The organism is Stenotrophomonas sp. 364 (genome assembly GCF_009832905.1).
Lineage (GTDB): Bacteria > Pseudomonadota > Gammaproteobacteria > Xanthomonadales > Xanthomonadaceae > Stenotrophomonas > Stenotrophomonas maltophilia_AP.
In genome coordinates this window covers 566548-580012 of record NZ_CP047135.1, presented here as the reverse complement: position 1 = coordinate 580012, position 13465 = coordinate 566548, and the positions used below count along the sequence as shown (strand labels likewise).

The window sequence follows — 13465 nt, the reverse complement described above, 5'->3', positions numbered from 1 at the left end:
CGATCCTCCAGGGCCGCAAACCGGCCCGGACGGTCGCGCTACCATCGACACATGGACCAACTGAGCACGTTCATTGCACTGCTGGAACGCCACACCGGGGTGGACGGCTCCCATGAGAGCGCGCTTCCGGGGGTTACCCTGATCCGTGCGTCGGCACCCACGCTGCCGATGCCGGTGATCTACGAACCCACGCTGTGCCTGGTCGGCCAGGGCATCAAACAGGCCAGCGTCGGCACCACGGCCTACCGCTATGACCCCGAGCATTATCTGATCGCCTCGGTCGAGCTGCCGGTCATGGGGTCGGTGGTGGCCGCCAGCGCGGAGGCGCCCTACCTGTGCCTGCAACTGGATCTGGACATGCAGATGCTGTCCGAGCTGGCGCTGCGCCACCCCACGCCGGTGGGGCGGGCGCCCGCCACCGGACTGGCCTTGAACCGCACCAGTGACGAACTGCTGGGCGCGGCGATACGCCTGTTACGCCTGCTGGACACCCCTGGCGACATCGACGCCCTTGCCCCGCTGACCCTGCGCGAGATGCTCTACCGGCTCCTGCAGGGGCCCAGCGGCAGCCTGCTCCGGCACATGGCCCGGGCCGACAGCCGGCTCAACCAGATCGCGCGCGCCATCGTGTGGATCAAGACGCACTTCCGGGAAGCGTGCCGTATCGAGCAGGCGGCCGAACGCGCCGGCATGGGCCGCTCCAGTTTCCATCAGCACTTCAAGGCCATCACCACGATGAGTCCGCTGGAGTACCGCACCCGGTTGCGCCTGCAGGAAGCGCGGCGGTTGATGGTCAGCGACGCACTGGATGCCGCCAACGCCGGTTTCAGTGTTGGCTATGAGAGCCCATCGCAGTTCAGTCGCGACTACGCGCGGGTGTTCGGCCTCCCCCCAGCGAAGGACGCCGCGCGGCTCCGCGCGGGATGAGGCAGCACGATGCGAAACGAAAAACGCCGGGCAATGCCCGGCGTTTTTCAACAGCATACCGACCCACGGTCGGTACCTACCTGCGGGCGACGGGTACCGGCACAGGGCCGGCAGGTCGCCTCGGGTCGATCAACCCAGCAGGTGGGCCACGCCGCTGCGCTCTTCTTCCAGCTCGGCCAGGGTCTTGTCGATGTACTTCTGGCTGAAGTCGTCCACCGGCAGGTCCTTGACCAGGGTGTACTCACCGTTTTCGGTGGTCACCGCAAAGCCGAAGATCACGCCTTCCGGGATGCCGTAGGAACCGTCGGACGGCACGCCCATGGTCACCCACTTGCCGTTGCTGCCCAGCACCCAGTCGCGCACGTGGTCGATGGCGGCATTGGCGGCCGAGGCGGCCGAGGAGGAGCCACGGGCTTCGATGATCGCCGCGCCGCGCTTGCCCACGGTCGGGATGAAGGTGCCGGCGTTCCATTCCTGGTCGTTGATCGCATCGGCAACCGACGCACCATCGGCGGTGGCGAAACGGTAGTCCGGGTACATGGTCGGGCTGTGGTTGCCCCACACGACCAGCTTCTCGATGCCACCGACCGACTTGCCCAGCTTGGACGACAGCTGGCTCAGCGCGCGGTTGTGGTCCAGGCGCAGCATGGCGGTGAAGTTGCGCGGGTTCAGGTCCGGCGCCGACTTCATGGCGATGTAGGCGTTGGTGTTCGCCGGGTTGCCGACCACCAGCACCTTTACGTTGCGGCTGGCGACCTTGTTCAGCGCCGCGCCCTGCGCGGTGAAGATCTTGGCGTTTTCCAGCAGCAGATCCTTGCGCTCCATGCCCGGGCCGCGCGGACGCGCGCCGACCAGCAGGGCGATGTCGGCATCCTTGAAGGCCACTTCGGCGTCATCGGTGCCGACCATGCCGGCCAGCAGCGGGAACGCGCAGTCTTCCAGTTCCATCATCACGCCGCGCAGCGCGGCCTGGGCCTTGTCCACCGGCAGCTCGAGCAGCTGCAGGATGACCGGCTGGTCCTTGCCCAACATTTCGCCGGAGGCGATGCGGAACAGCAGGGCGTAGCCGATCTGGCCGGCGGCGCCGGTCACGGCAACACGAACAGGTGCTTTCATGGGGATTTCCTCTGCTAAGAAGCTGTAGTGCCGGCCGCTGGCCGGCTAAGTAGCTGTGTGGGAGATGGCCGCGCGGGCGGGGACGGGCCTGGCGGGGCGGCCGGAACGTAGAAACGGCCCCCTTTGCAGGGGGCCGTTCGTGTTTTTCGGGATCAGGCCGGGATCAGCTTGTTCCACTCGGCCACGCGCTCGGCCTGGGCGGCCAGCACGGCGTCGGTGTCGCCTTCCAAGGTGATCGAATGGATCACGTCGCCCTGCTTGACCGAGTCAACGATGGCCTGGCCGTCCAGGACCTGGCCGAACACGGTGTGCTTGCCGTCCAGCCAGTCGGTCTTGATGTGGGTGATGAAGAACTGGCTGCCGTTAGTGTTCGGACCGGCATTGGCCATCGACAGCGAGCCCACCTGATGGCGCACGCCGTTCTTCTCGTCTTCGAACTTGTAGCCCGGGCCGCCGGTGCCCTGACCCTTCGGGCAGCCGCCCTGGATCATGAAGTCCGGGATCACGCGGTGGAAGACCAGGCCGTCATAGAAGCCGCGCTTGACCAGGTTGACGAAGTTGGCAACCGTCAGCGGGGCCTTGTCGGCGAACAGCTCGACCTTGATCGGGCCCTGGGTGGTGTCGAAAGTGGCGATGAGGGACATGCAAATCCTTGGGGTACGGGGGTTTGTCGTTAGCTCCATAGGATACACCGCGCCCCCTGACCAACGGGCGCCTGTTGGACAAACGCGTCGCCACGCGCCCAGGCACCTCCGCGCCGGCACGGAAAGGCTTTGCTGAATGCCTCAGGGATGGGGGTAGTGCCGGCCACGGGCGGCAGCCAGGCAAAACCCGCCGGGGTTCTGGGGTTGCCGGCCAGCGGCCGGCACTACCTGAATGCCCGTCCGGCAAGGCTTACGAGGCACTTTTCGCGATTGGTCATCTTGGCCGTATAATGTTGGACTTCTTTTTCCAAATCCGGCGCCGACTGGCCCCCTTTCGCATGTCTATCGAAAATCTTCGCAACATCGCCATCGTCGCCCACGTCGACCACGGTAAGACCACCCTCGTCGACCAGCTGCTCAAGCAGTCCGGCACCCTCTCCGAGCGCACCGTGCTCGCCGAGCGCGTGATGGACAGCAATGACCAGGAAAAGGAACGCGGCATCACCATCCTGGCCAAGAACACGGCCATCACCTGGGAAGACAAGAAGACCGGTATCAAGAACCGGATCAACATCGTCGACACCCCGGGACACGCCGACTTCGGCGGCGAAGTGGAGCGCGTGCTGTCCATGGTGGACACCGTGCTGATCCTCGTCGACGCGATGGACGGCCCGATGCCGCAGACCCGCTTCGTCACCCAGAAGGCCTTCGCGATGGGCTTCAAGCCGATCGTCGTGGTCAACAAGGTCGACCGCCCGGGCTCGCGTCCGGATTGGGTGATCGACCAGGTCTTCGACCTGTTCGACAAGCTCGGCGCCACCAATGAACAGCTCGACTTCCCGATCGTCTACGCCTCGGCCCTGAACGGCTACGCCGGCCTGGAAGACACCGTGCGCGACGGCGACATGACCCCGCTGTACGAAGCGATCATGCAGCACGCGCCGAAGCCGGAAGTGGACCCGGATGGCCCGTTCCAGATGCGCATCAGCCAGCTGGACTACAACAATTTCGTGGGCGTGATCGGCATCGGCCGCATCCAGCGCGGCACCCTGAAGAAGAACATGCAGGTCGCGGTGATCGACCGTGAAGGCAAGAAGCGCAACGGCAAGGTCGCGCAGGTGCTGGGCTTCCTGGGCCTGGAGCGCATCGAGCAGGACACCGCCGAAGCCGGTGACATCGTGGCCATCTCCGGCATCGCCGAGCTGACCATCTCCGACACCCTGTGCCACCCGGACACCCCGGAAGCGCTGCCGGCCCTGACCGTCGACGAGCCGACCATCTCGATGACCTTCCAGGTCAACAACTCGCCGTTCGCCGGCAACAAGGACCTGTCCGGTGGCAAGTTCCTGACCAGCCGCCAGATCAAGGACCGTCTGGACCGCGAGCAGGTCCACAACGTGGCCCTGAAGGTCGAACAGCTGGAAGACGCCGACAAGTTCCTGGTCTCCGGCCGTGGCGAACTGCACCTGTCGGTGCTGATCGAAAACATGCGTCGTGAAGGCTACGAGCTGGCCGTGTCGCGCCCGGAAGTGATCATCAAGCACATCGACGGCCAGGCCATGGAGCCGATCGAGCAGCTGGTGGTGGACATCGAAGAACAGCACCAGGGCGGCGTGATGGAAAAGCTAGGCACCCGCAAGGGCCAGCTGAAGAACATGGAGCCGGACGGCAAGGGCCGCGTGCGCCTGGAATACCAGATCCCGGCCCGTGGCCTGATCGGTTTCCAGAACGAGTTCAAGACCCTGACCCAGGGTTCGGGCCTGCTGTTCCACGTGTTCGACCATTACGGTCCGAAGGAACAGGGCGCCATCGCCAAGCGCCAGAACGGCGTGATGATCGCCAATGCCCCGGGTGCCACCCCGGCGTACTCCCTGGGGCCGCTGCAGGAACGCGGCAAGCTGTTCGCTGCTGAAGGCGACAACGTGTATGAAGGCCAGCTGGTCGGCATCCACTCCAAGGACAACGACCTGACCGTCAACGCCATCAAGACCAAGCCGCTGACCAACATGCGCGCTTCGGGCAAGGACGATGCGATCCAGCTGACCCCGGCGATCAAGTACTCGCTGGAACAGGCTCTGGACTTCATCGAAGACGACGAGCTGGTCGAGATCACCCCGAAGGAAATCCGCCTGCGCAAGAAGGGCCTGACCGAAAGCGACCGCAAGAAGGCATCGCGCGGCGGCTGATAGGACCCTGTCGTGACCGACAAGCCCTACAACCCGGATCCTCACAAGCATCCGGGGTTGCACCTGATCGCCTTGCTGGAAGCCAGCAAGGCGGTCCTGGCGCTGTTGGCGGCAACCGGGCTGGAAGTACTCGGCCCGCAGCCACTGCGCGACGCGGTCAATGCCCTGATCCGGCGCTTCAGTCTGGACCCGGATCACGGCACCCTGCCCTCGCTGCTCAACATGATCAATCCCGATGCGGTGCACCTGGCCGCGGTGGCCATGCTGGCCTACGGGGTGCTGCATCTTTTCGAGGCCTGGGGCCTCTGGCGCGCCAAGGCCTGGGCCTCCTGGCTGGGCTGCGTCACTGCCGGCATCTACCTGCCGTTCGATATCTACGCCATCATCCGTCACCCTGGCTGGGCCTCGTGGTCGGTGCTGGTGATCAACCTGATCGTGGTCGGCGTGCTCGCCCGCGATATCCGCAAGCGTCATCCCAGGCCGACCGCCCTGCACTGAGTTGCAACGCGTGGCATCGGCTGGTTAGCCTGAGCGCCGGTTTCCGGGACACCCTGATGCGTCTGCCGCTGACATCGATAGTGATGCTCGTGTCGCTGTGCGGCTGCGCGCCTGCGCCCGCCCCGGTCCATGCCAGCGAAGCGCACGCCGCCCCTGCGGTGCCGCCCCCCGACATCCCCTTCGCCTACGCCGAGACCGACATCGCCGATCTGCAGGCGCAGATGACCGCCGGTGCCCTGGACAGCGTTACCCTGACCCGCGCTTACCTGGAACGGATCGCCCGCCTTGACCGCGCCGGCCCGCGCCTCCACGCGGTGATCGAACTCAATCCCGACGCCCTCAAGGACGCCGCCGCCCTGGATGCCGAACGTCGGCGTGGGCAACTGCGCGGTCCGCTGCACGGCATCCCCGTGCTGCTCAAGGACAACATCGGCGCGCGCCCGATGAGCAACAGCGCCGGCTCGCTGGCGCTGGCGAAATTCCGCCCCGACGACGCGTTCCTGGTCACCCGCCTGCGCGCGGCCGGCGCGGTGGTGCTGGGCAAGACCAACCTCAGCGAGTGGGCCAATTTCCGCTCCAGCCAGTCCATTTCCGGCTGGAGCGCGCGCGGCGGCCAGACCCGCAACCCCTACCGGCTCAGCCACAACCCGTGCGGCTCCAGCAGCGGCAGCGCGGTGGCGGTGGCGGCCAACCTGGCGGCCGCCGCCGTGGGCACCGAAACCGACGGCAGCATCGTCTGCCCGGCGGCAATCAACGGTGTGGTCGGCCTCAAGCCCACCGTCGGGCTGATCAGCCGTGAGGGCATCATCCCGATCTCCTTCAGCCAGGACACCGCCGGGCCGATGACGCGCAGCGTCGCCGACGCCGCGGCCCTGCTGACCGCCATGGCCGGCCGCGACGACGCCGACCCGGCGACCGCGACCATGCCCGGGCGGGCGGTGTACGACTACACCGCCCGATTGAACGCCGACAGCCTGCGCGGCGCGCGCATCGGCGTGCTGCAGGGCCCGCTGGACCAGCGGCCGGGAATCGCCCCGGCGCTGCAGCACGCGATCGGCGTGCTGCGCGAGGCCGGTGCCGTGGTGGTGCCGGTCCAGCTGCCCACCCAGGGCCAGTGGCAGGAGGCCGAGCGCATCGTGCTGCTGCATGAGTTCAAGGCCGGCCTGCAGCGCTACCTGACCCGCCACAACGCGCCGGTGCGCAGCCTGGACCAGGTGATCGCCTGGAACCGTGAGCACGCCGACAAGGAGCTGCTGCCGTTCGGCCAGGACCTGATGGACGAGGCGGCCGCGGTAGGCGGGCTGGGCGATGCGACCTACATCGCCGCGCGCAGTCAGGCACGGCGCCTGGCCGGACCGGACGGCATCGACGCCGCGCTGCGCGCGCAGCAGCTGGACGCACTGATCGCCCCCACCACCGGCGTCGCCTGGCCGATCCGCGCCGGCGCGGGCGATGATTTCCCGGGCGAGAGCTACAGCGCCGCCGCGGTAGCCGGCTACCCCAGCCTGAGCGTGCCGATGGCGCACGTGGACGGCCTGCCGCTGGGCCTGCTATTCATGGGCACGGCCTGGAGCGAGCCCCGTCTGATCGAACTGGCCTACGCCTACGAGCAGCGCACCCGCGCCCGGCGCCCGCCGCGGTTCCAGACCAACAGCCTGCTGCCGCACATCAGCCCGCCCTGAGGGGGCGTACCGACCAACGGTCGGTACCAACCGGACCTCGGCACGTTCGCGCCACCGATCCATCACCCGTGCGCCTGGCTACACCCCGGTAGCGCCCGACCGTTGGCCGGGCGACGAGGCATCGACCAACCACGCCCGCTACGGTTCCGGCTGGATCGCCGGCGCGCCATCCTCGGCACCCGGCGAGCGCACATCGTCGGCCGGCTGGGAGCGTGGGCCACGTAGACCGGGATCCGGCTGCTGCAACAGTTCGGCACGCGTGCGCGGCAGCGCCTGCGGATGTTCGCGGGCCAGGAAATCCAGCATCCGCTCGCGCACGATGCAGCGCAGGTCGAAGGCGTCGCCGGAGTTGCGCGCGCTGACCAGCAGGCGCACCTGCAGCGTGTGGTCGGTGGTCTCGGTCACCTGGGTCACGCACACCCGGCCATCCCACAGCGCTTCGCCCTTGCAGATACGCTCCAGCTCGGCGCGGATCGCCGCGATCGGCGCCCGGTAGTCCAGCCACAGGAACGCGGTGCCCAGCAGGTCGGCGCTGCGCCGGGTCCAGTTCTGGAATGGGTTTTCGATGAACCATGTCAGCGGCACCACCATCCGCCGCTCATCCCAGATGCGCACCACCACGTAGCTGCTGCCGATCTCCTCGACCCGGCCCCACTCGCCCTCCACGATCACCACGTCGTCCAGCCGGATCGGCTGGGTCAAGGCGATCTGCAGGCCGGCGATCAGGTTGCCGAACACCGGCTTGGCGGCGATACCCGCGACCAGGCCGATGATGCCGGCCGAAGCCAGCAACGCAGTCCCGATCTGGCGCACCATCGGGAAGGTGAGCAGGATCAGCGACACGCCGACCAGGATGATCGCGCCCATCAGCACCCGGCTCAGCACCCGGGTCTGGGTCTGCACGCGGCGCGCCTCGAGGTTGTCGGCCACCTCCATCGGGTGGTCGCGCAGGATCGCCTGCTCGCCGGCGGCCACCGCGCGCACCAGCAACCAGATGAAGCAGGCGGTCAGCCCGATGTGCAGCATGCGCAGCGAGCCGTCCAGCCAGCGCCCCTGCAGCGGCGTGGCCTCCAGCGCGGGGACGAGCAGCAGCAACGGCAGCGCGAACGCCAGCGGGCGGCTGATCACCCGTGCAATGCGCGCACGTCGGTAGTCACGCCCCTTGAGGCGGCGGGTCAGCGCCATCAGCAGCCACCAGCCCGTGAAACCCACCGCCAGCGCGATGCCGATCGGCCACAGATACAACCCCGCCTGTTGCCCGTCCACTGTCACTGCACGCTCCTGCGGTCTTCAACGGAAGACCGCAGGATGCCAGCGTGGCCATGACCGGCATGTCAGCCGGATGTAAGCCGCACGTGGACGGCGTCCGCTGCGTCAGGCGCCGTAATGCTGCTGCTTGCGCACGATCGCCATGGCGATCTCCAGTGACTGGTCGTAGTTCAGGCGCGGATCCACCGACGAACGGTAGGCGCGCTCCAGGTCGCGCTCGGTCAGCTCGCGCGCGCCGCCGGTGCACTCGGTGACGTCTTCACCGGTCAGTTCAAGATGCACGCCGCCCAGGCGGGTGCCAGCGGCCGCATGCAGGTCGAAGGACAGCTCCACTTCACCCCGCACGTTGTCGAAGCGACGGGTCTTGTAGCCGTTGCTGGTGCTTTCGGTGTTGCCGTGCATCGCATCGCACACCCACAGCACGCGGCGCCCGTCGCGCTTGACCGCCTCCAGCAGCGGCGGCAGCTTCTCGGCGATATGCGCCGCGCCCATGCGGTGGATGAAGCTCAGGCGGCCGGGTTCGTCATCGGGGTTGAGCACGTCGATCAGGCGCAGCAGCTGGTCCGGCTGCACCGACGGGCCCACCTTGATTGCAATCGGATTGCGCACGCCGCGCAGGTATTCCACGTGCGCACCATCGAGCGCGGCGGTGCGCATGCCGATCCACGGATAGTGCGTGCTCAGGTTCAACCAGCCCTGCTGGCGCGGCACCTGGCGGGTCAGCGCCTGCTCGTAGGGCAGCAGCAGCGCTTCGTGCGAGGTGTAGAAATCGATCCGGTTGAGGTTGTGCACGCGCGCGCCGGCCAGCGTCTCCATGAAGTGCACCGCGTCGCCGATCGACGCGACCATCTTCTGGTAGTCGGCGGCAAGCGGCGAATGCTGCACCCAGTCCAGGTTCCAGTATTCGGGGTGGTGCAGGTCGGCGAAGCCGCCGTCGATCAGCGCCCGCACGAAGTTCATGGTCATCGCCGAATGCGCATGCGCCTGCAGCATCCGGCGCGGATCGGGCAGGCGCGCCGCTTCGGTGAACTCCGGCGCGTTGATCACATCGCCGCGGTAGCTGGGCAGGGTCACGCCGTCGCGGGTTTCGGTATCGGCCGAGCGCGGCTTGGCGTACTGGCCGGCGAAGCGGCCCACCCGGATCACCGGCTTGCGCATGCCGTGCACCATCACCAGGCTCATCTGCAGCAGCACCTTGAGCCGGTTGGAAATGGTGGTGGACTCGCAGTCGCTGAAGTTCTCGGCGCAGTCGCCGCCCTGCAGCAGGAAGCGCTTGCCCTCCTGCGCATCGGCCAGCTGCTGCTTGAGCGCCAGGATTTCCCAGGAGGTGACCAGCGGCGGCAGCCGCTTGAGCTCGTGCAGGGACGCGTCCAGTGCCAGCGGGTCGGGATAGGTCGGCATCTGCAGCGCGGGCTTGCCGCGCCAGCTTTCCGGCGACCAGGCGGTATCGACATCGGTCGCGACAGGATCGGCTACGGGCGGGGCGGACGGGCTCATCACGGACTTCCGGGAGGGGGTGGGGACCGGCCATGGTCGCAGAGCGCGCCGCCCACGCAAAGCGGCACGCGCCCGGTGGCGGCAGCTGAACGCCGGAAAACGGCCCGCGCGATCGGCCACGAACGGCATGCCCATGGGCCAGCGGACAGGCGCATGATTTGTTACGGAGTAACACTGCCAGGCCGGCACCCCCTTCCCTGCCCAGCCAACGCCCGCCCATGAAGCCCTCTGCGCTCACCGCCGCCATTGCCTTCGCCCTTGCCGCCACCAGCCTGCCCGCCCTGGCCGACGCCCCCGCCACGCCCGCGGTCACCGACCTGGATACGGTGACCGTCAGTGCCCAGCTCGACCAGGCCCGCAATACGCTGTCGCCGGACATCGGCAGCAGCCAGTACCAGATCACCGCCGAGGACATCCAGAAGCAGCCGCTGGGTGCCTCCGCCCCGCTCAGCCAGGTGCTGCTGCAGGCCCCTGGCGTGGTCCAGGACAGCTACGGCGGGGTCCACGTGCGGGGTGACCACGCCAACCTGCAGTACCGCCTCAACGGGGTCCTGCTGCCCGAATCGATCTCCGGCTTCGGCCAGACCCTGGACGCGCGCACGATCAAGAGCATCCGCCTGATGGATGGCGCGCTGCCGGCCCAGTTCGGCGAGCGCACCGCCGCCGTGGTGGACATCACCACCCGCAGCGGCGCCGCGCTGGGCAATGGCGGCAGCGCCGGCCTCACCACCGGGTCGTTCGGTACGCTCAACCCCAACGCCTCCTGGTGGGGCAGCCAGGGCCGCTGGAGCTGGTACCTGACCGGCAACTACAACCAGAACCAGGTGGGCCTGGAAAACCCGACTGCGTCGCGCCGGCCCGATCATGACGACACCCACCAGGGCAAGGCGTTCGCCGACCTCACCTACCTAGTCAACGACAGCACCCGGCTGAGCCTGTTCGCCGGGTTCGCCAACAACCGCTTCCAGATCCCCACCAACCCCGGCCAGGCGCCGCAGTTCGGCTATCTGGATACCGCCGGGCAGGACTCGGCGCAGCTGGACGAGACCCAGCGCGAGACCACCCGCTTCGGCATGCTGGCGCTGCAGGGCACGCTGGGCGACACCGCCTACCAGGTCTCGGCGGGGCAGCGGTACAGTGACCTGGCGTTCAACCCGGACGTGGCCGGCGACCTGGTCTTCAGCGGGGTGGCCTCGCAGGTACAGCGCAGCAACCGCGCCAGTACAGTGCAGGCCGACTTCTCCACCCCGCTGGGCGACAACCACACCCTGCGTTACGGCCTGTACGCCAACAGCGAGCGTGCACGGGCGGGCAGTACCGCCTGGGTGTTCCCGGTCGACGCGGACGGCAACCAGGCCAGCACCACGCCGCGGGTGATCCCCGACGCCAGCGCCTTCCACGCCAGCGCCACGGCGCTGTACGTGCAGGACGAGTGGCGCATCGGCACCGACTGGACGCTCAACTACGGCCTGCGTGGCGACCGGTACCGGGCCTTCGGCGGCACCGAAGGCCAGCTCAGCCCGCGCCTGGGCGTGGTCTGGAACGCCACCGACAGCACTACCGTGCACGCGGGCTACTCGCGCTACTTCACGCCCCCGGCCAGCGAGCTGGTGGCCGGCAGCGACATCGCGCTGTACGACGGCACCACCAATGCGCAGCCGGCCATCGGCAGCACCACGCCGCTGTCCGAGCGCAGCGACTACTACGACGTGGGCATCTCCCAGCAGGTCGGCGAGCATCTCACGCTGGGACTGGACGCCTACGACCGCAAGGTCGATCGCCTGCAGGACGAAGGCCAGTTCGGCGCGGCCTACATCTACTCGACCTTCAACTACCGCCGCGGCCACATCCACGGGGTGGAGTTCAGTGCGGACTACAGCCGGGGCCCGCTGAGTGCCTACGTCAATGCGGCCTACAACAAGGCGATGGGCAAGCACGTGCTCACCGGCCAGTACAACCTGGACCCGGAGGCGCTGGCCTACGTGCAGGACAACTGGATCCACCTGGACCACGACCAGAAGCTGACGTCATCGGGCGGGCTGAGCTACGCCTTCGCTGGCCACAACCGGGTGGGCGCCAACTATGTGTTCGGCAGTGGGCTGCGCTCGGATATCGAGGGCGTGCCCAACGGCGGCGAGCTGCCGTCCTACCTGCAGGTGAACCTGAGCGCGGCGCACGACTTCAACGCCGACAGCGGGCACCCGCTGCACGCCCAGCTGGCGCTGGTCAACGCACTGGATCGCAGTTACCAGCTGCGCGACGGCGGCGGCATCGGGGTGTTCGCCCCGCAGTGGGGCCCGCGCCGTGGCGCCTACCTGAGCCTGCAGCAGGACTTCTAAATGGCTATCCGGTCCGCCGGCCATACGCCGGCGGGCCCGGAGGCGCAGGATCAGGCGCGGCGCTTGCGGAACGAGGCGTACAGCGCCCAACCGGCCAGCAGCACGAACCACACCAGGCTCCACATGGGCATGGTGAGGCCGAGGAAACGCCAGTCGATGTTGCCGCAATCGCCGGTGCCGGTCAGCACGGTACGGAGCACTTCGAGCGGGCCCATGGTTTCGCTGAGGAAGGCCAGCGGCGGGCCGCAGCTCGACCCCATATCCTTGGGCAGCAGCTGCACGTAGACGTGACGGCCGGCAATGCCCATCCCGACGGCCGCGGCGATGAAGGCCAGCACGCCATAGGTGCCACGGCCGGCACGCTCGCGCGGCCCATGCAGGGCGCCAATCAGGAACAGCAGGCCGAGCGCGGCGAACGCCAGGCGCTGGAAGATGCACAACGGGCACGGCTCGAGTCCGATCTTCAGCTGCAGGAAGATCGCATAGGCGAGCAGCCCGGCGCAGATCAGGAACCCCAGCAGGAACTGGGCGCGGTAATTCCAGCGCAGTGGATTCATTGGCAACACTCATGAACGTGCAAGGCGCCAAGATTAACAGGGCGCCGCAGGCCCCGGCCCCTGCCGACCTACCGGCTATCGGCCCGCTGGACCAGACAGCGTGTTCTGTTGACGTTTGAGATCTTGGCTGTGACCCGACAGCAAGAGCGAATGCCTTTGACTCCTTGCCCCGGAAGGGGCGTCGGTACGGGTGGATTGGCGGGACACACCGTGAATCCGTCCCTGGAGGCTCCGTCGCCGCTTGCGCGAGTGCGCAATCCTGCGCGCTCGGCAAGGCCGGGGCTGGGCGTCCTGCCCAGCCCGTCCGACGCATGCGTCGGACCCATGCGGCTCAGGGTCCCGCCAACCCACCCGTACCGCCGCCTGACAGTTCGCTGGTGCCGCAGGCAATTGAACAACAAGCTATCGAGCAACGTGATTGGCTGCACGTCCGCTGGCGCAAACGCGCGCTGGGGTTGAGGTGCATGGCTCGGCCCTTCCCATGCGCACCGACCGACTGTCCAGGCGCTGGTGTGGGTGGGTCTACGGGACCCTGAGCGCCATGGATGGCGCGACGGAGCCTACATGGGTGAGGACGCATTGCTTGCGAGGCATTGCCTCGCATGCGTCCGAACGCACAGCCGCCAGCGGCTGGGCTGGGCCGCGGAGCGGGACTTGCGGCGTGTCCCGTACACCCACCCACACCAGCGCCCCTCCGTAGTACGCGACGCGCCTGGCCGTTGCCGTTGCCGTTGCCGTAGATCAACACAC

The 13465-nt window shown here is 67.9% G+C and carries 10 protein-coding genes; 5 read left to right on the top strand and 5 right to left on the bottom strand.

Going from position 1 to position 13465, the window contains the following annotated elements; translation table 11 throughout:
- Positions 1 to 51 precede the first annotated feature (51 nt).
- Positions 52 to 927: an AraC family transcriptional regulator gene (locus tag GQ674_RS02690; protein WP_159495861.1), complete on the top strand. Its 876-nt coding sequence runs from the start codon at positions 52 to 54 to the stop codon at positions 925 to 927.
- A gap of 129 nt (positions 928 to 1056) precedes the next feature.
- Here GQ674_RS02690 and GQ674_RS02685 read toward each other — a convergent pair whose 3' ends face one another.
- Both GQ674_RS02685 and GQ674_RS02680 read right to left on the bottom strand, forming a co-directional pair.
- A complete protein-coding gene (locus GQ674_RS02685) occupies positions 1057 to 2043 on the bottom strand; it encodes a malate dehydrogenase (protein ID WP_038690241.1) in 987 nt (328 codons plus the stop codon).
- A 152-nt stretch (positions 2044 to 2195) separates the two neighbouring features.
- Entirely contained in the window at positions 2196 to 2687 is a 492-nt protein-coding gene (locus tag GQ674_RS02680; RefSeq protein ID WP_038690243.1) for a peptidylprolyl isomerase, read from the bottom strand.
- Between the two features lie 338 nt (positions 2688 to 3025).
- Between GQ674_RS02680 and typA the strand changes: the two genes are divergently transcribed.
- The 3 genes from typA to GQ674_RS02665 are packed head-to-tail and all read left to right on the top strand — an operon-like array spanning position 3026 to position 7053.
- On the top strand, positions 3026 to 4873 hold the full coding sequence (gene typA / locus GQ674_RS02675) for a translational GTPase TypA (RefSeq protein WP_128097090.1): 1848 nt from the start codon (positions 3026 to 3028) through the stop codon (positions 4871 to 4873).
- Between the two features lie 12 nt (positions 4874 to 4885).
- Positions 4886 to 5371: a DUF2127 domain-containing protein gene (locus tag GQ674_RS02670; RefSeq protein ID WP_159495860.1), complete on the top strand. Its 486-nt coding sequence runs from the start codon at positions 4886 to 4888 to the stop codon at positions 5369 to 5371.
- A 56-nt stretch (positions 5372 to 5427) separates the two neighbouring features.
- Positions 5428 to 7053, top strand: a complete 1626-nt coding sequence (locus GQ674_RS02665; protein ID WP_159495859.1) for an amidase — start codon at positions 5428 to 5430, stop codon at positions 7051 to 7053.
- Between the two features lie 138 nt (positions 7054 to 7191).
- Here the strand turns inward: GQ674_RS02665 and GQ674_RS02660 are convergent, their stop codons facing one another.
- Positions 7192 to 8325 (bottom strand): mechanosensitive ion channel family protein, encoded by a 1134-nt coding sequence (locus tag GQ674_RS02660; protein ID WP_159495858.1) that lies wholly within the window; start codon positions 8323 to 8325, stop codon positions 7192 to 7194.
- A 102-nt stretch (positions 8326 to 8427) separates the two neighbouring features.
- Entirely contained in the window at positions 8428 to 9819 is a 1392-nt protein-coding gene (locus tag GQ674_RS02655; RefSeq protein WP_159495857.1) for a 3-deoxy-7-phosphoheptulonate synthase class II, read from the bottom strand.
- Between the two features lie 218 nt (positions 9820 to 10037).
- Between GQ674_RS02655 and GQ674_RS02650 the strand changes: the two genes are divergently transcribed.
- A complete protein-coding gene (locus tag GQ674_RS02650) occupies positions 10038 to 12158 on the top strand; it encodes a TonB-dependent receptor (RefSeq protein ID WP_159495856.1) in 2121 nt (706 codons plus the stop codon).
- 50 nt (positions 12159 to 12208) lie between these two features.
- Here GQ674_RS02650 and GQ674_RS02645 read toward each other — a convergent pair whose 3' ends face one another.
- Complete coding sequence (locus tag GQ674_RS02645) at positions 12209 to 12715, bottom strand: disulfide bond formation protein B (protein ID WP_159495855.1); 507 nt, start codon at positions 12713 to 12715, stop codon at positions 12209 to 12211.
- Positions 12716 to 13465: the final 750 nt, after the last annotated feature.